The organism is Luteimonas sp. S4-F44, from assembly GCF_022637415.1.
Taxonomy (GTDB): domain Bacteria; phylum Pseudomonadota; class Gammaproteobacteria; order Xanthomonadales; family Xanthomonadaceae; genus Luteimonas.
In genome coordinates this window covers 988,080-1,005,386 of record NZ_CP093340.1, presented here as the reverse complement: position 1 = coordinate 1,005,386, position 17,307 = coordinate 988,080, and the positions used below count along the sequence as shown (strand labels likewise).

The following is a 17,307-nucleotide window of genomic DNA, read 5'->3' as shown; positions in this document are numbered from 1 at the left end:
TGAAAGTCATTGTCGATCCTAAACCTGTTCCTCCGGATCGTCGCTTTCGAGAATGGCCGCCCTCCCGCACCGGTCGCGACCATGCCCCGTTCTCCCGCTCCGTCCTTCCGCACGCCAGCGGCGCTGTATGCGCTGACCGCAGGCGCATTCGGCATCGGCACCACCGAATTCGTGATCATGGGCCTGCTCAGCCAGGTCGCGGCCGATCTCCAGGTGAGCCTGCCCGCAGCCGGACTGTTGATCTCCGGCTATGCGCTGGGCGTGTTCGTCGGCGCGCCGCTGCTCACGCTCGCGACCGACCGGCTGCCGCGCAAAGCGGTGCTGATCGGCCTGATGGCGGTGTTCACGCTCGGCAACCTGGCCTGCGCGCTGGCGCCCGACTACGGCTGGCTGATGGCCGCGCGCGTGATCACCTCGCTCGCCCACGGCACCTTCTTCGGCGTCGGCGCGGTGGTCGCCGCGGGCCTGGTGCCGGCGGAACGGCGCGCGCGCGCGATCTCGGTAATGTTCACCGGCCTGACCGTCGCCACCCTGCTCGGCGTGCCGGCCGGCGCGTGGCTGGGCCTGCATGCGGGCTGGCGCGCCACGTTCTGGGCGGTCGCTGCGATCGGGGCACTGGCGACCGTGGTGATCGCGCTGCTGGTTCCGGCCGACCGCGCGGCCGTCGCGACCGGCAGCGTCCGTCGTGCACTCGCGGCGGTCTCGCGGCCACCGGTGGTGCTCGGTCTGCTGACGACGGCGCTGGGCTATGCCGGCGTGTTCACGGTTTACACCTTCATCCAGCCGGTCCTGGTGCAGGTGAGCGGCTTGCCCGATCGCGCGGTCTCGCCGGTGCTGCTGGTGTTCGGGGTCGGCATGATCGCCGGCAACCTGCTCGGCGGCCGGTTCGCCGATCGCGCACCGACGGCCGCGATCCCGGCGACGCTGCTCGCGCTCGCCGCCGTACTCGCACTGCTCGGCGCCGCGATGCACCAGGCGCCGGCGATGGTGATCGCCACCGGTCTGCTCGGCGTGGCCGCATTCGCGACCGTCGCGCCACTGCAGGCCTGGGTGCTGCAGCGCGCCGGAGACGACGGCCGCAACCTCGCCTCGAGCCTCAACATCGGCGCGTTCAACCTCGGCAATGCAGCAGGCGCCTGGCTCGGCGGCCTCGTCGTCGGCCATGGCGGGGGCCTGGCGCGGTTGGGCACGGCCGGGGCGCTGATCACGCTGGCCGGTGTCGTCGTGTCGGTGCTCGCGCTCGGCCGCGCACGCCCGGTCGCTATCCAACCCTGCTGACGCCCTGCGGCATCGCCCTTCCCTTCTCCTCCGACGGAAATTTCCATGGACACCCGCTTTCTCGGCCGCTCCGGCCTGCGCGTTCCCGTGCTCGGCTTCGGCGTCGGCACCTTCGGCGGTCGCGGCCCGCTGTTCGGCGCCTGGGGCGACACCGACGCCGTGCAGGCGCGTCGCCTCGTCGACCTGTGCCTCGATGCCGGCGCCTGCTTTTTCGATACCGCAGACGCCTACTCCGACGGCGCATCGGAGGCGATCCTCGGCGCGGCGATCCGCGGTCGACGCGACCGGGTGCTGCTGTCGACCAAGGTCGGCCTGCGGGTGGGCGAGGATGTCAATGCGGTCGGCGCCTCACGCATGCATCTGCTCGACGCCGTCGACACCGCTTTGCGCCGGCTCGACACCGACCACATCGACCTGCTGCAACTGCACGCGTTCGACGCGATGACGCCGCTGGAGGAAACGCTGTCGACGCTCGACGGCCTGGTCCGTGCCGGCAAGGTGCGCTACCTCGGCGCGTCCAACCACGCCGGCTGGCAGCTGATGAAGGCGCTGGCAATCGCCGACCGCGACGGGCTGACGCGCTATGTCGCGCACCAGGCGTACTACTCGCTGGCCGGTCGCGACTACGAATGGGAGCTGATGCCGCTCGGCCTCGATCAAGGCGTCGGCGCGGTGGTGTGGAGTCCGCTGGCGTGGGGCCGGCTGACCGGCCGGGTCCGTCGCGGCCAGCCGCTGCCGACGACGAGCCGGCTGCACGCGACCGCCGCCTTCGCCCCGCCGGTCGACGACGCGCGGCTGTACCGGATCGTCGACGCGCTCGATGAGGTCGCCGCCGACACCGGTCACAGCGTGCCGCAGATCGCGCTGAACTGGCTGCTGCAGCGCCCCGGCGTCTCGACGGTGCTGGTGGGCGCGCGCAACGAGGCGCAGTTGCGCGAGAACCTGGGCGCGGCCGACTGGTCGCTGGACCCGATGCACATGACACGGCTGGATGCCGCGAGCGCGGTGCCGACGCCCTATCCCTACTACCCTTACTGGAACGGGCAGTTCGCCGAGCGCAGCCCGGCGCCAGTCCCCGTCCCCGTCCCCGTCCCCGTCCCCGTCCCCGATCAGGAGCGTCCCGCATGAAAGCCATTGTCACCACCCGTCCGCTGCCGATCGACGATCCGCACGCGCTGGTCGAAATCGAGCTCGACATCCCAGCGCCCGGTCCGCACGATCTGCGCGTACGCATCGAGGCGGTCGCGGTCAATCCGGTCGACACCAAACTGCGTCGCGCCCCGTTGCCCGAGGGCGCACCGCATCGCGTGCTCGGCTACGACGCGGCCGGCGTGGTCGATGCGGTCGGCGATCAGGTGAGCGGGTTCTCGATCGGCGACGCGGTCTACTACGCCGGTGATGTGACCCGCCCCGGCAGCAATGCGCAGTTCCAACTGGTCGATGCGCGGCTGGTCGCGCACAAGCCCGACACGCTGGATTTCGCCCAGGCCGCCGCCCTGCCGCTGACCGCGATCACCGCCTGGGAACTGCTGTTCGAACGCATGCCCTACGCCTTCGAGGAGGGTGGCGCCGGCAAAACGCTGCTGGTGATCGCCGGTGCCGGTGGCGTGGGCTCGATCGCGATCCAGTTGGCCAAGCTGGCCGGTTTCACCGTGATCGCCACCGCCTCGCGCCAGGACAGCATCGCCTGGTGCCGGGCGCTCGGCGCCGACCATGTGATCGATCACCGCCAGGCGCTGGCGCCGCAGCTCCAGACGCTCGGTTACACCCAGGTCGATGCGGCGCTCAACCTCGCCGACACCGATCGCTACTGGGAGCCGCTGGGCGAGTTGCTCGCACCGCAGGGGCATGTCGGCCTGATCGTCGAACCGGCCGGCGCGCTGAAGATCGGCGATCCCTACAAGGCCAAGTGCATTGGCATCCATTGGGAATTCATGTTCGCGCGGCCGCGCTTCCGCACCGCCGACATGGCTGCGCACGGGCGCATCCTCGCGCGCGTCGCCGCGCTCGTCGATGCCGGACGGCTACGCGGCACACTCGGCCGCACGCTCTCGCCGATCGCTGCCGACACCCTGCGCGCAGCGCATCGACTGCTCGAGTCGGGCGCGACCATCGGCAAGGTCGCCGTCGCCGGCTGGCGCTGATCGCAGGCCCTGGCGCGCGACACCTCGCGCGCCGGTGACCGGCCGGCCTTGTCCGGCCGGCGTGGCCTGTCACCGAGAAACCACGGCGCTTGCGCCGCGGCGCCGGCCGCGGCACCCTGCGGCATCCATACGCCAGCGTATCCAGGTCATGTCGCCAGTCATGGGCCAGCCAGCCGACCCCACACCCTATCCGCACCTGCTCGCCCCGCTCGACCTCGGCTTCACGACGTTGCGCAACCGGGTGCTGATGGGCTCGATGCACACTGGGCTGGAGGATCGCGCCGCCGACTTCCCGAAGCTGGCGCGCTACTTCGCCGAGCGCGCCGAAGGCGGCGTGGCGCTGATCGTCACCGGCGGCTTTTCGCCCGACATCGCCGGCTGGCTCAAGCCGTTCGGCGGCAAGCTGTCGTGGCGATGGGAGACGCGGCGCCACCGCCCGGTCACCGACGCGGTGCACACCCATGACGCGAAGATCTGCCTGCAGTTGCTGCATGCCGGCCGCTACGCCTATCACCCGCTGCAGGTCGCGCCGAGCCGCCTGAAAGCTCCGATCAATCCGTTCACGCCCCGGGCGCTCGGCGCACGCGGGGTCGAACGCACGATCGACGCCTACGCCCACGCCGCCAAGCTCGCGCGCGAGGCCGGCTATGACGGCGTCGAGATCATGGGCAGCGAGGGCTACCTGATCAACCAGTTCCTGAGCGCGCGCACCAATCGTCGCCAGGACCGCTGGGGCGGCGACGTGCTGCAGCGCATGCGCTTTGCGACCGAAATCGTGCGCCGCGTGCGCGAAGCCGCCGGGCACGACTTCATCCTGATCTACCGCCTGTCGATGCTTGAGCTGGTGCCAGGCGGCTCGGGCTGGGACGAGATCGTGCAGCAGGCGCGCGCGATCGAGGCCGCCGGGGCGACGCTGCTCAACACCGGGATCGGCTGGCACGAGGCACGGGTGCCGACGATCGCGACCTCGGTCCCGCGTGCAGCCTTCGCCGGGGTAACCGCCAAACTGCGCCCGCACGTGAGGCTGCCGCTGGTCGCGACCAACCGCATCAACATGCCCGACGTCGCCGAGCGCGTGCTCGCGGCCGGCGGCGCGGACATGGTGTCGATGGCGCGGCCGCTGCTGGCCGATCCGCAGTGGGTCGCCAAGGCACGTGCCGGCACACCCGCACGCATCAATACCTGCATCGCCTGCAACCAGGCCTGCCTGGACCACGTGTTCGCGAACCGCACTGCGAGCTGCCTGGTCAATCCGCGCGCGTGCGCGGAGACCGAGCTCAATTACTTCCCGGCGGCCGCGCCGCTGCGCATCGCGGTGGTCGGCGCCGGCCCGGCCGGGCTGGCGTGCGCGACCATCGCCGCGCAGCGCGGTCACCGCGTGGTGCTGTTCGATGCGGCAGACGCGATCGGCGGCCAGTTCAACCTGGCACGGCGCATTCCCGGCAAGGAGGAATTCAACGAGACGCTGCGCTACTTCGGCCAGCGCATCGCCGAGACCGGTGTCGAGGTCCGGCTCTCGACCCCGGTGACGGCGGACGACCTGGTCGGCTTCGATGTCGTCGTGCTCGCGACCGGCGTGCGCCCGCGCGCGATCGATATCCCCGGACACGACCACCCCAAGGTCGTCGGCTATGTCGATGTGCTCGAGGGTCGGGTCGTGCCAGGGGCGCGGGTGGCGATCATCGGCGCCGGCGGCATCGGCTTCGATGTCGGTGAATTCCTGGTCGAGGGCGCCGGCCCGTCGCCCAGTCTCGATCCGGCCGCGTGGATGCGCGAATGGGGCGTGGACCCGAGTTTCGAACGCCCGGGCGGCCTGGTCCCGGCCGCACCATCGCCGCCGACGCGCGAGGTCTGGCTGCTGCAGCGCAGTCCCGGCCGCCCGGGCGCCCGACTCGGCAAGACCACCGGCTGGATCCACCGCAGCACGCTGAAGGCCAAGGGTGTCCGGATGCTGGGCGGCGTCGCGTACCTGGGCGTCGACGACGCGGGCCTGCGCATCCGGGTGGACGACACCGAACAGCGGCTGCCGGTCGACCATGTGGTGGTGTGCGCGGGCCAGGAGCCGCGACGGGACCTGCTGGACGCCCTGCAGGCGGCCGGCCGCGTCGTGCATCTGGTCGGCGGCGCGGACGTGGCCGCCGAACTCGACGCCAAGCGCGCAATCGCCCAGGCCAGCGCGCTTGCGGCGCGCCTGTAACGGTACCTGCGGCATGACGCCGCAGGTCCCTCAGGGCCGCCGCCAGGCGGACGCTACCGGTTGCACCGCAGGTCGTTACCGGAGGTAGATGCAGCCACGGGCCGGGCTGAATGTGGGCCGTGCCTGCACTGCGACATGGCCACGAAGCTGAACGAAAGTTCATAAACTTGGGCGCCACGCGATCCCGCTCGCGATCCCGCCTCGGACTGAATACGAGCCCATTTGGTCTGTTTCCAGCCACAGATCGGCGGTCGGCACAAGTGCCGCGCATTCACGTTTGATTCGAAAAACCACCAATACCGTGCCGCCACATCGTTCCGCCCGCCTTTGGCGGAACACCGGCCCCGCCGCGATCCCGCGGCTCGGAGCCCGGGCGAAAGCGCCATAGAGTCGCCGCCCTCCCCAAGACGCCATGCCGACGTCGCCGCCGCGCCTGCCAGACCGGCATTGCGCAGCGCGACACGGCGCAACGGAGCAAGGAGTCAACGATGAAACTGGAATGGGTGATGTGGCTGGCCTCCGTGCTGCCACCGCCGGCCGCCGATTCGCTCTGTCTGAGCACGACGGTCTATCTCGAAGCCCGCGACCAGTCGGTCCGCGGACAGGAAGCCGTCGCCGAGGTCGCATTGCGCCGACAGGAAAGCGGCCTGTGGGGCGAATCGATGTGCGAGGTGGTCACCGCGCGCAAGCAGTTCGCCCCGACCATCGTGTCACCCCAGACCCGGTTGGCGAACACCAACGCGTGGACCCGAGCGGTCAACGTCGCCCTGGCCTCGGAGCGCAACTGGTCGCTGCCGCGCGCCGAGCGCCGCGAGATCGTGCCTGGCGCGAGCCACTTCATGGCGCACGGCATCGCCACCCCCGCCTGGCGCCATGCGCCGCCGGTGGCGACGATCGGCGACCACACGTTCCTGCGCGTCCAGCGGCTGCGTCCCCAGCCCGCCGCACCCGCGACGACGACCGCCCGCGGCTGAGGTGTTCCGCAGCTCGCGTCGGGCGCATGATGGCCGCCCGTCCCGAGTCCGGAGGCTGCATGCTCACGCTCTACACCAAGCCCGGCGCCTGTTCGCTGGCCGACCACATTGCGCTGCGCTGGATCGGCACGCCGTTCGACGTGCGCATTGTCGACGCGACCACGATGAAAGCGCCGCCTTTCCTGGCGCTCAATCCCGCCGGCGCGGTCCCGGTGTTGGTCGATGGCGATTGGGCGCTGACCCAGAACGCGGCGATCCTGAACTATCTGGCCGACCGCTTTCCGGAAGCCGCGCTGGGCGGAGACGGCACGCTCGAAGGGCGCGCCGAGGTCAACCGCTGGCTCGGGCTGCTCAATGCCGACCTGCACCCCGCGTTCCACCCGCTGTTTGGCAGCACCAAGTACCTCGACGATCCCGACGCCATCGAGCGCACGCGCAAGCAGGCCATGCGGAAGATCCGCGGCCTCTTTGAACGCCTCGACGCGCAGCTGGACGGTCGCGACTTCCTTGCCGGCACCCGTTCGATCGCCGACCCCTATCTGTTCGTGACCCTGCAATGGGCCAAGCGCTTGAAACTGGACCTGGGCGGCCTCGATCGCTTGCAGGCCTTCGATGCGCGGATGCTGGCCGATCCGGGCGTACGCGCAGCCATGGCGGCCGAGGGCATTCTCTAGGCCCCAGGCCAGACGCTGCCCGGTGTCAGCCGGGCAGCGTGTCGGCAGGCACGCGGACCGCACCGTCCATCAGCACCCGCGCCGAGCGGGACATGATCGCCCTGGCCACGGTCCAGCGGCCGTCGACCTCCACCGCTTCGGCGCCGACCCGCAGCGTGCCCGACGGGTGCCCGAAGCGCACCGACGTGCGCGCACCGCCGCCGGCCGCGTCGCTGACCAGCGTGCCGGGAATCGCGGCGGCCGTGGCGATCGCGACCGCTGCTGTGCCCATCATCGCGTGATGCAGCTTGCCCATCGACAGCGCGCGCACCAGCAGGTCGATGTCCCCCGCAGCGATCGCCTTGCCGCTCGACACCACGTGATCGCGCGGCGGCGCCACGAACGCGACCTTGGGCGTGTGCTGGCGCCTGGACGCCTCGGCGAGATCGCCGATGAGCCCCATGCGCAGCGCACCGTGCGCGCGGATCGTCTCGAACATCGCCAGCGCCTTCGCGTCGCCGTTGATCGCGTCCTGCAGCTCGCTGCCGGTGTAGCCGATCGCCGCAGCGTCGATGAAGATCGTCGGGATGCCGGCATTGATCATCGTCGCGCGCAGCGTGCCGATGCCCGGGACCTCGAGATCGTCGACGAGGTGGCCGGTCGGGAACATCGCACCGCCGCCCTCCCCTTCGCCCTCGTCGGCAGGATCGACGAACTCCAGCACGATCTCCGCGGCCGGGAACGTCACCCCGTCGAGTTCGAAATCGCCTGTCTCCTGCACCTGCCCCCCCGCAATCGGCACGTGGACCACGATGGTCTTGCCAATGTTGGCCTGCCACACGCGCACCGCGACGGTGCCGTGTTCTGGGATGCGCGAAGAATCGACGAAGCCGTTGGCGATCGCGAACGGGCCGACGGCCGTGCTCAGATTGCCGCAGTTGCCGCTCCAGTCGACGAACGCGCTGTCGATCGCCACCTGGCCATAGAGGTAGTCGACGTCGTGGTCGGGCTGCGTGGACTTGGCGATGATCACGCATTTGCTGGTCGACGACGTGGCGCCGCCCATGCCATCAGTGTGCTTGGCATAAGGATCGGGCGACCCGATCACCCGCATCAACAGCGCATCGCGCGCCGCGCCCGGCACCTGCGCCGCGGTCGGCAGGTCTTCGAGCCGGAAGAACACGCCTTTGGACGTGCCGCCACGCATGTAGGTGGCGGGAATGCGGAGTTGCGGGGTGCAGGTCATGGCGTTCTCACTTGTCGTCGGCTTGTCTCCCTCACGGGAGAAAGGCTGCTTTGCTTGTCTCCCCTCTCCCCTTGCGGGAGAGGGGTCGGGGGAGAGGGGTGCTTCCCGCAACGTATGCCAGATGGCTTCAAGCACCGCCTCCGTGCATTGCAGGACGTCGTCATTCCAGAAGCGCAGTACTTGGAAGCCCTGCTCTTTCAACCACGCATCGCGACCTGCATCCTTCGGCGAATCGGCGTGCTGGCTGCCGTCCGCCTCGACGATCAGGCGTGCACCGAAATGCACGAAGTCGACCACGTAAGGACCGATCGGCTGCTGGCGGCGGAACTTCTGTCCATCGAAGCGGTGGGCACGGAGGTGACGCCAGAGCAGATGCTCGGCGTCGGTCATGTTTCGACGCAGCGTTTTGGCGAATGCGCGTTGATCCATTCCCCCTCTCCCCAACCCCTCTACCCCGGCGGGCACCTAGTCCCGCAAGGGGAGAGGGGCTTTCGATCATGCGGCCTTTGACGATTCCAGGAAATCCTGCGCGAAGCGCTGCAGCACGCCGCCGGCCTCATAGATCGAGACTTCTTCGGCGGTGTCGAGACGGCAGGTCACCGGGACCGCGAGCTGCGTGCCGTCCTTGCGGTGGATCGCCAGGGTCAGCATCGCGCGCGGGGTGCGCTCGCCAATCACATCGAAGGTCTCGGTGCCGTCGATGCTCAGTGTCAGCCGCGTGGTCCCGGGCTGGAACTCCAGCGGCAGCACGCCCATGCCGATCAAGTTGGTCCGGTGGATGCGCTCGAAGCCCTCGGCCACGATCGCCTCCACGCCGGCCAGGCGCACGCCCTTGGCGGCCCAGTCGCGCGAGCTGCCCTGGCCGTAGTCCGCGCCGGCGACGATGATCAACGGCTGGCGGCGTGCCATGTAGGTCTCGATCGCTTCCCACATGCGCACGACCTGGCCCTCGGGTTCGATCCGCGCCAGTGAGCCCTGCTTGACCTCGCCATCGACCACGGCCATCTCGTTGATCAACTTCGGGTTGGCGAAGGTCGCCCGCTGCGCGGTCAGGTGGTCGCCGCGGTGGGTGGCGTAGGAATTGAAGTCCTCTTCGGGCACGCCCATCTTCGCCAGATACTCGCCGGCCGCGCTGCTGGCGAGGATGGCATTCGACGGCGACAAATGGTCGGTGGTGATGTTGTCGCCCAGCACCGCCAGCGGACGCATCCCGCGCAGCGTGCGTTCGCCGGCCAACGCGCCTTCCCAGTACGGCGGGCGCCGGATGTAGGTGCTCATCGGCCGCCAGTCGTACAACGGCGCGACGCGCTCGCCGGTATCGACGTGCAGCTTGAACATCGGGCCGTAGACGGCGCGGAATTGTTCCGGCTTGACGCTGGCCTTGACCACCGCGTCGATCTCCTCGTCGCTCGGCCAGATGTCCTTGAGCGTGACCGCATGGCCGTCGGCGTCGATCCCGAGCGCATCCTGTTCGATGTCGAAGCGCACGGTGCCGGCGATCGCGTAGGCGATCACCAGCGGCGGCGAGGCCAGGAACGCCTGCTTGGCGTAAGGGTGGATGCGCCCGTCGAAGTTGCGATTGCCGCTGAGCACCGCGGTGGCATAAAGGTCGCGATCGATGATCTCCTGCTGGATCGCCGGATCCAGTGCACCACTCATGCCGTTGCAGGTGGTGCAGGCGAACCCGACGATGCCAAAGCCCAATTGCTCGAGTTCGGGCAGCAGGCCGCTCTCGCGCAGATACAGCTCGACTGCCTTCGACCCGGGCGCCAGCGAGGTCTTGACCCACGGCTTGCGCAGCAGACCGCGCGCGTTCGCGTTGCGCGCCAGCAGGCCGGCGGCGATCACGTTGCGCGGATTGGAGGTGTTGGTGCAACTGGTGATCGCGGCGATGATCACCGCGCCATCGGGCATCGTGCCCTCAAGCGGCATCTCCCACGCGCCGGCGATGCCGTTGGCGGCGAGGTCGCGGGTCGCGACCCGCTTGTGCGGATTCGAGGGGCCGGCCATGTTGCGCACCACGCTCGACAGATCGAAGTGCAGCGTGCGCTCGTACTGCGCGCCCTCGAGCGCATCGGCCCACAGGCCGGCCGTCTTGGCGTAGGTCTCCACCAGTTGCACCTGGGCGTCGTCGCGACCGGTCAGACGCAGATAGTCGAGCGTGTTGTCGTCGATGAAGAACATCGCCGCGGTCGCGCCATATTCGGGCGCCATGTTGGAGATCGTCGCGCGGTCGCCGATGGTCAGCGCGGCCGCACCCGGGCCGCGGAACTCCAGATACGCGCCGACCACCTTCGACTTGCGCAGGAACTCGGTCAGCGCCAGCACCACGTCGGTCGCGGTGATGCCGGGCCCTGGCCGGCCCGCCAGCTCCACGCCGACGATCTCGGGCGTGCGCATCCACGACGCGCGTCCGAGCATGACGTTCTCCGCCTCCAGGCCGCCGACCCCGATCGCGATGACCCCCAGCGCATCGACATGCGGCGTGTGGCTGTCGGTGCCGACGCAGGTGTCGGGAAACGCGACGCCGCGCCCTTGGAGGGCATGCTGGGTGTAGATCACCGGCGACATCTTCTCCAGGTTGATCTGGTGCATGATCCCGTTGCCCGGCGGAATCACCTCAACGTTGCGGAACGCACGCTTGGTCCAGTCGATGAAGTCGAAACGGTCGGCATTACGCCGGTCCTCGATCGCCCGATTCTTGGTGAACGCATCGGGGTCGAAGCCGCCGCATTCCACCGCCAGCGAGTGGTCGACGATCAGCTGCACCGGCACCACCGGATTGACCTTGGCCGGATCGCCCCCCTGCTCGGCGATCGCATCGCGCAGGCCCGCCAGGTCCACCAGCGCAGTCTGGCCGAGGATGTCGTGACAGACCACGCGCGCCGGATACCACGGGAAGTCGAGGTCGCGACGCAACTCGATCAGCTGCCGCAGCGCATCGTCGAGCAGCGCCGGATCGCAGCGCCGCACGAGGTTCTCGGCATGCACCCGAGCCGTGTAGGACATGCGATCGAAGGCGCCGGGCGACAACGCCTCGACCGCCTCGCGCGCGTCGAACCAGTCGAGGTCGGTACCGGGAAGGGGCTTGCGGTGCTGGCTGTTCATGGCTGGCTACTTCGAAGAAGGACAGTGGCAGTCCCTCCCCCGCTTGCGGGGAAGGGGCCGAAGGCGGATGGGGCGCACCCCAGGCGGACCACGCGCCCGCCTCCGCGGCGACGCGTCCGCTTCTCCCGCGAGCGGGAGAAGAAGATCTGCGTTTACTTACGCTCGGCGAGCGGCACGAACGGCTGGTCCTCCGGACCGGTGTAGTGCGCACTGGGGCGGATGATCTTTCCGTCGATGCGCTGCTCGATGACGTGCGCGCTCCAACCCGCGGTGCGCGCGATGACAAACAGCGGGGTGAACATCGCCGTCGGCACGCCCATCATGTGGTAGCTCACCGCGCTGAACCAGTCGAGGTTGGGGAACATCTTCTTGATGTCCCACATCACCGCCTCCAGGCGCTCGGCGATGTCGTACATCTTGCGACTGCCGACCTCGTCGGACAGTTCCCGCGCGACCTCCTTGATGACCTCGTTGCGCGGATCGCTGACGGTATAGACCGGGTGGCCGAAGCCGATGATCACTTCCTTCTTCTCCACACGCGCCCGAATGTCGGCCTCCGCCTCGTCGGGCGTGTCGTAGCGCTTCTGCACTTCGAAGGCGACCTCGTTGGCGCCGCCGTGCTTGGGCCCGCGCAGCGCGCCGATGCCGCCAGCAATGCACGAATACAGGTCGCTGCCGGTGCCCGCGATCACGCGGCTGGCGAACGTCGAGGCATTGAACTCGTGCTCGGCGTAAAGGATCAGCGAGGTGTGCATCGCCCGGACCCACGACTCGCGCGGCGGGACGCCGTGCAGCAGGTGCAGGAAATGCCCGCCGATCGAGTCGTCGTCGGTCTCCACGTCGATGACCCGACCGTTGTGGCTCCAGTGGTACCAGTACAGCAGCATCGAGCCGAGGCTGGCCATCAGCTTGTCGGCGATGTCGCGCGCACCCGGATGGTTGTGGTCGTCCTTTTCCGGCAGCACGCAACCGAGCACCGACACGCCAGTGCGCATGACGTCCATCGGATGCGCCGACGGCGGCAGTTCTTCCAGCGCCGCCTTGACCGCCGCCGGCAGGCCGCGCAGCGACTTGAGCTTGGCCTTGTAGCCGCGCAACTCGGCCTCGTTGGGCAGCTTGCCGTGGACCAGCAGATAGGCGATCTCTTCGAACTCGCTGGTACGCGCGAGGTCGAGGATGTCGTAGCCGCGGTAGTGCAGGTCGTTGCCGCTGCGGCCGACCGTGCACAGCGCGGTGTTGCCGGCGGCAGTGCCGCTCAGCGCGACGGACTTCTTCGGCTTGAAGCCGGGGGCGGTGGTAGCGGTGGTCTCGCTCATCTGGGATCTCCGGTGAATGCCTGGATGGATCGCTTACTGCTTGTTGGATGCGAACAGCGCGTCCAGCCGCTGCTCGAAGGCGTGGTAGCCGATGCGCTCGTAGAGTTCCTCGCGGGTCTGCATCGCATCGACGACGTGTTGCTGGTGGCCGTCGCGGCGCACCGCGGTATAGACAAGCTCGGCGGCCTTGTTGGCGGCGCGGAACGCCGATAGCGGGAACAACTGGATCGCAACGCCTGCCGAGGCCAGCTCGTCGCGGGTGAACAGCGGCGTCTTGCCGAACTCGGTGATGTTGGCCAGCACCGGCACCTTCACCGCATCGACGAACCGGTGGTAGGTCTCCAGATCGTAGGCCGCCTCGGCGAAGATGCCGTCGGCGCCGGCCTCGACGCAGGCGATCGCGCGTTCGATCGCGGCCTCCACGCCGTCGACCTGGATCGCATCGGTGCGCGCGATCAGGAAGAAATCGGGATCGGTCTTGGCATCGGCCGCCGCCTTGACCCGGTCGACCATCTCACTCTGCGACACGATCTCCTTGCCCGGCCGATGGCCGCAGCGCTTGGCACCGACCTGATCCTCGATATGGCAGGCCGCAGCGCCCGCCTTGATCAGCGACTTGACCGTGCGTTCGATGTTGAAGGCGCTCGGCCCGAAGCCGGTGTCGATGTCGACCAGCAACGGCAGGTCGCAGACGTCGGTGATCCGGCGCACGTCGATCAGCACGTCTTCGAGCGTGTTGATGCCCAGGTCCGGCAGGCCGAGCGAGCCCGCGGCGACGCCGCCGCCCGACAGGTAGATCGCCTGGAACCCGGCGCGCTTGGCGAGCAGCGCGTGGTTGGCGTTGATCGCGCCGATCACCTGCAACGGCGATTCGGCGGACAGGGCGGCGCGGAACCGGGCGCCAGCGGACAGGGGGCTCATCGATGCGACTCCGGGACTGCGGTGTACCGCGATGACGCACAATCTGGCACTCTGCGACTGGTTGATCAATCTTGATCGAATCAATCAACACATCGGAATTCACAGTGAATGCGAACGAAGGCGACCTGATGTCCGCCGCCGAGGCCTGCGCGGCGCTCGGCATCAGCCCCGCAACACTCTATGCCTACGTCAGCCGCGGGCTGCTGGCCTCGCGGCCCGGCCCCGACCACCGCAGTCGCGTCTATCTGCGCCAGGACATCGAGCGGCTGGGCCAGCGCAAGCGTGCTGGACGCGGCGCGGCCCGCGGCGCAGCGCAGAGCCTGGACCGCGGCCTGCCGGTAATGGAGACGCGGATCTCGCTGATCCGGCCCGACAGCCCCTATTACCGCGGGCATTCGGCCGTGGCGATGGTCGAGGCCGGGGCGACGCTCGAGGACACGGCGCGGCTGCTCTGGGACTGCGGCGACAGCGATCCGTTCGATGCCGCCGTCGCCCCGTGGCCGGCACGGGTCGAGGCGATTGCCGGCGATGCCACGCTGCCGCCGATCGAGCGCGCGATGGCGGTCCTGCCGCTGCTCGCGCCCGACCTGCGGCATTCGCTGAGCGCAGCACCGGCCGCCAAACGCGGCATCGCGGCGACCCTACTGCGGCAGAACGCGGCGCTGCTGGTCGCAGGCCAGCCCGATGCGCGGCCCGTCCACGGGGTGCTCGCCGAGGCCTGGTGTCCGGGCGATGCGGTCTTCGCGGATCTGGTCCGGACCGCCCTGGTGCTGTGCGCCGATCACGAGCTCAATGTCTCGGCCTTCGCCGCGCGCGTGGTTGCGTCCACCGGTGCGCACCTGCACGCGACGGTCTGCGCGGGCTTGGCGGCCTTGTCGGGGCCGCGCCACGGCGGCGCGACTGCGCGCGCGCATGCGTTGATCCGCGAAGCCTGCGATGCGCCCTCGCCGGCCGCCTACATCGCCGAGCGCTGGCAGCGCGGCGACGACCTGCCCGGCTTCCATCATGTGCTGTATCCCGACGGCGACCCGCGCGCGGCGCATGTGCTCGCGCGGCTGCGCGCCACGCGCGGCGACACGCCGCGGATGCGCCAGGTCGAGGCGGTCATCGCCGCGGCCGCCGAGACCAGCGGTCGACCGCCCAACATCGACGGCATGCTGGCGGCGATCTGCTTCGTCCACGACCTGCCGGCGACCCCGGCATTGGCGATGTTCGCCGCCGGGCGGCTGTCGGGCTGGCTGGCGCACGCGCTGGAGCAGCAGGCGCTGGGCCGGCTGATCCGGCCCCGTGCGCGCTACACCGGCATCGAGCCGGAGTGAGCGCACCGCGGCCGAGACTGACCCCGGCCGCACGCAGCTTCAACGTCGAGCACGACGAGGCCACGCTCAGCCGGCATCGGCGCCGCGTGCGAGCACCCGGCGCACCTCTTCCAGCGCGTTCGGATCGTCCAGGGTCGACAGGTCGCCCGGGTCGCGCGATTCGGCCAAGGCCTGCAGCGAGCGCCGCAGCAGCTTGCCCGAGCGTGTCTTCGGCAGCGCACTGACGACATACACCCGCGCGGGCCGCGCGACCGCGCCGAGCTGATCGGCGACCGTGCGCATCATCTCCCCGGCGGTGGCGTGCTGGGCCTGGGGGTCGGCCGCGGCCTGCTTAAGCGTCGCGAACACGATCGGCACCTGTCCCTTGATCTCGTCGGCCACGCCGATCACCGCGGCCTCGGCGACGGCCGGGTGACTGGCCACCGACTCCTCGATCTCGCGTGTGCCCAGGCGATGGCCGGCGACATTGATGACATCGTCGGTGCGCCCGAGGATGAAGGTGTAGCCATCCGCGTCCTGGATCGCCCAGTCCAGTGAGCTGTAGACCAGCGCCTTGAAGTGCGAGAAGTAGCTCGACAGGAACCGCGCGTCGTCGTTCCACACTGTAGTCATGCAGCCCGGCGGCAGCGGCGGCTGGATCACCAGCACGCCCTTGGTGCCCGGCGGCACCCGCTCGCCGGTTGCCTCGTCGATCACGCGCAGGTCGTAGCCGGGCGTCGGCAGTCCGGGCGAACCGAACTTCACCGGCTTCATCTCGACCCCGGGCATCAGCGCCAGCACCGGCCATCCGGTCTCGGTCTGCCAGTAGTTGTCGATGATCGTCGTGCCGCCCAGGCCGGCGCTGATCCAGCTCGCGGTCGGCTCGTCGAGCGGCTCGCCGGCCAGAAACAGATAGCGCAGCGCCGACAGGTCGTACTGGCGCAGGAACTTCGGGTCCTGCTTCTTCAGCACGCGGATCGCGGTCGGCGAGGAAAACATCGTGCGCACGCCATAGTCGGCGCAGATCTTCCACCAGATGCCCGCATCGGGTGCCGTCGGCAGACCTTCGTAGAGGATCGCGGTGGCACCGGCGATCAGCGGACCGTAGACGTTGTAGGAGTGGCCGACCGCCCAGCCGACGTCGGAGGTCGAGAACATCGCCTGGCCCGGACGCACGTCATAGATCGCCCACATCGACAGCGCCATCGCGACCGCGTAGCCGCCAACATCGCGCTGCACGCCCTTGGGCTTGCCGGTCGTGCCCGAGGTGTAGAGCAGGTAACTGGGCTCGTTGGATTCCAGCCATTCGACCGGCACATCGCTGCCGGCATGCGCGGCGCGCAGCGTGGCGTAGTCGACATCGCGTCCTTCGACCCGTGACCCGCCGGGCGCGAGCCCGCGGTCGACGATCAGTACGCGCGGCGGCGGCGATGTCGCCTGCGCCAGGGCGGCATCCACCAGCGGCTTGTAGGGAATGACCTTGCCACCGCGGCTGCCGGCGTCGGCCGCGATCAGCAGCGCAGGCTTGGCGTCGTCGATGCGCAGCGCCAGGTTGTGCGCGGCAAAACCGCCGAAGACCACCGAATGCACCGCGCCGATCCGCGCGCAGGCGAGCATCGCGAACACCGCCTCGGCCATGTTGGGCATGTAGATGACCACGCGATCGCCGCGCCCGACCCCGAGCGCGATCAAGACCGCGGCGAAGTCGACGACCTCGCGGTGAAGTTGGCGATAACTGAGCTCGCGCGTTTCGCCGGTCTCGGTCGAGATCGCCACCAGCGCGAGCTGGTCGCCGCCGGTCTCGAGATGGCGGTCGACCGCGTTGTAGCAGAGATTGGTCAGGCCGCCGACGAACCACTTGCGAAATGGCGGCTTGGAATCATCAAGGATCCGCTCGGGCGCCTTGTGCCAGTGGATCGCCTGCGCCTGCTCGCCCCAGAACCCTTCGGGATCGTCGATGGAGCGGCGATGGAAGTCGTCGTAACGCATGGCCCTGCCTTCGGATGGGAGGATCTCGAAGGCTAGACCGTGCGGTGCGCCGACCGCGCTACGACGTTGGTCTAGTACGCGCGCATCCTGGCCTGGCGGCGGCCCTGGACCACGCATGGCGCGGCGTTGCACTACCGGACGGACGTCGCTTGCGCGGATACGACAAGGCCGGCCCGAGAGCCG

The 17,307-nt window shown here is 69.4% G+C and carries 12 protein-coding genes and 1 pseudogene; 7 read left to right on the top strand and 6 right to left on the bottom strand.

Going from position 1 to position 17,307, the window contains the following annotated elements:
- The first annotated feature begins 81 nt into the window (after positions 1-81).
- The 6 genes from MNO14_RS04610 to MNO14_RS04585 all read left to right on the top strand — a co-directional run bounded on the left by MNO14_RS04610 (position 82) and on the right by MNO14_RS04585 (position 7,267).
- Complete coding sequence (locus MNO14_RS04610; RefSeq protein WP_241945576.1) at positions 82-1,278, top strand: MFS transporter; 1,197 nt, start codon at positions 82-84, stop codon at positions 1,276-1,278.
- Between the two features lie 45 nt (positions 1,279-1,323).
- The gene (locus tag MNO14_RS04605; RefSeq protein WP_241945575.1) at positions 1,324-2,406 is read left to right on the top strand and encodes an aldo/keto reductase; all 1,083 of its coding nucleotides are present in this window, start codon (positions 1,324-1,326) and stop codon (positions 2,404-2,406) included.
- Positions 2,403-3,422 carry a zinc-binding alcohol dehydrogenase family protein gene (locus tag MNO14_RS04600; protein WP_241945574.1) on the top strand — a complete coding sequence of 340 codons (1,020 nt, stop codon included), beginning with the start codon at positions 2,403-2,405 and terminating at the stop codon, positions 3,420-3,422. Before MNO14_RS04605 ends, MNO14_RS04600 begins: the two co-directional genes overlap by 4 nt.
- Positions 3,423-3,570: 148 nt before the next feature.
- Positions 3,571-5,619, top strand: a complete 2,049-nt coding sequence (locus MNO14_RS04595) for an NADPH-dependent 2,4-dienoyl-CoA reductase (protein ID WP_241945573.1) — start codon at positions 3,571-3,573, stop codon at positions 5,617-5,619.
- A gap of 488 nt (positions 5,620-6,107) precedes the next feature.
- Positions 6,108-6,593 (top strand): cell wall hydrolase, encoded by a 486-nt coding sequence (locus tag MNO14_RS04590; protein WP_241945572.1) that lies wholly within the window; start codon positions 6,108-6,110, stop codon positions 6,591-6,593.
- Positions 6,594-6,652: 59 nt separating this feature from the next.
- On the top strand, positions 6,653-7,267 hold the full coding sequence (locus MNO14_RS04585; protein ID WP_241945571.1) for a glutathione S-transferase N-terminal domain-containing protein: 615 nt from the start codon (positions 6,653-6,655) through the stop codon (positions 7,265-7,267).
- A gap of 25 nt (positions 7,268-7,292) precedes the next feature.
- On the opposite strand, the gene prpF is transcribed toward MNO14_RS04585, so the two are convergent.
- From prpF to prpB, 5 genes and pseudogenes are all read right to left on the bottom strand, one after another.
- Entirely contained in the window at positions 7,293-8,492 is a 1,200-nt protein-coding gene (gene prpF / locus MNO14_RS04580) for a 2-methylaconitate cis-trans isomerase PrpF (RefSeq protein ID WP_241946259.1), read from the bottom strand.
- Positions 8,493-8,612: 120 nt separating this feature from the next.
- Positions 8,613-8,921: pseudogene (locus tag MNO14_RS04575) on the bottom strand (endonuclease domain-containing protein); the annotation flags it as partial.
- Positions 8,922-8,987: 66 nt separating this feature from the next.
- A complete protein-coding gene (gene acnD, locus MNO14_RS04570) occupies positions 8,988-11,600 on the bottom strand; it encodes a Fe/S-dependent 2-methylisocitrate dehydratase AcnD (RefSeq protein WP_241945570.1) in 2,613 nt (870 codons plus the stop codon).
- A gap of 152 nt (positions 11,601-11,752) precedes the next feature.
- Positions 11,753-12,916: a 2-methylcitrate synthase gene (gene prpC, locus MNO14_RS04565; protein WP_241945569.1), complete on the bottom strand. Its 1,164-nt coding sequence runs from the start codon at positions 12,914-12,916 to the stop codon at positions 11,753-11,755.
- Between the two features lie 33 nt (positions 12,917-12,949).
- Positions 12,950-13,837: a methylisocitrate lyase gene (prpB, locus tag MNO14_RS04560; RefSeq protein WP_241945568.1), complete on the bottom strand. Its 888-nt coding sequence runs from the start codon at positions 13,835-13,837 to the stop codon at positions 12,950-12,952.
- A 104-nt stretch (positions 13,838-13,941) separates the two neighbouring features.
- On the opposite strand from prpB, the gene MNO14_RS04555 reads away from it, so the two are divergent.
- The gene (locus tag MNO14_RS04555) at positions 13,942-15,156 is read left to right on the top strand and encodes a citrate synthase family protein (RefSeq protein WP_241945567.1); all 1,215 of its coding nucleotides are present in this window, start codon (positions 13,942-13,944) and stop codon (positions 15,154-15,156) included.
- A 66-nt stretch (positions 15,157-15,222) separates the two neighbouring features.
- On the opposite strand, the gene prpE is transcribed toward MNO14_RS04555, so the two are convergent.
- The gene (gene prpE, locus MNO14_RS04550; protein WP_241945566.1) at positions 15,223-17,124 is read right to left on the bottom strand and encodes a propionate--CoA ligase; all 1,902 of its coding nucleotides are present in this window, start codon (positions 17,122-17,124) and stop codon (positions 15,223-15,225) included.
- Positions 17,125-17,307: the final 183 nt, after the last annotated feature.

Coding starts and splice junctions, on each gene's coding strand:
- MNO14_RS04605 (WP_241945575.1), top strand. CDS start 1,324: ATGGACACCCGCTTTCTCGGCCGCTCCGGCCTGCGCGTTCCCGTGCTC.
- MNO14_RS04585 (WP_241945571.1), top strand. CDS start 6,653: ATGCTCACGCTCTACACCAAGCCCGGCGCCTGTTCGCTGGCCGACCAC.
- prpC (WP_241945569.1), bottom strand. CDS start 12,916: ATGAGCGAGACCACCGCTACCACCGCCCCCGGCTTCAAGCCGAAGAAG.
- MNO14_RS04600 (WP_241945574.1), top strand. CDS start 2,403: ATGAAAGCCATTGTCACCACCCGTCCGCTGCCGATCGACGATCCGCAC.
- prpB (WP_241945568.1), bottom strand. CDS start 13,837: ATGAGCCCCCTGTCCGCTGGCGCCCGGTTCCGCGCCGCCCTGTCCGCC.
- MNO14_RS04610 (WP_241945576.1), top strand. CDS start 82: ATGCCCCGTTCTCCCGCTCCGTCCTTCCGCACGCCAGCGGCGCTGTAT.
- prpE (WP_241945566.1), bottom strand. CDS start 17,124: ATGCGTTACGACGACTTCCATCGCCGCTCCATCGACGATCCCGAAGGG.
- acnD (WP_241945570.1), bottom strand. CDS start 11,600: ATGAACAGCCAGCACCGCAAGCCCCTTCCCGGTACCGACCTCGACTGG.
- MNO14_RS04595 (WP_241945573.1), top strand. CDS start 3,571: ATGTCGCCAGTCATGGGCCAGCCAGCCGACCCCACACCCTATCCGCAC.
- prpF (WP_241946259.1), bottom strand. CDS start 8,492: ATGACCTGCACCCCGCAACTCCGCATTCCCGCCACCTACATGCGTGGC.
- MNO14_RS04590 (WP_241945572.1), top strand. CDS start 6,108: ATGAAACTGGAATGGGTGATGTGGCTGGCCTCCGTGCTGCCACCGCCG.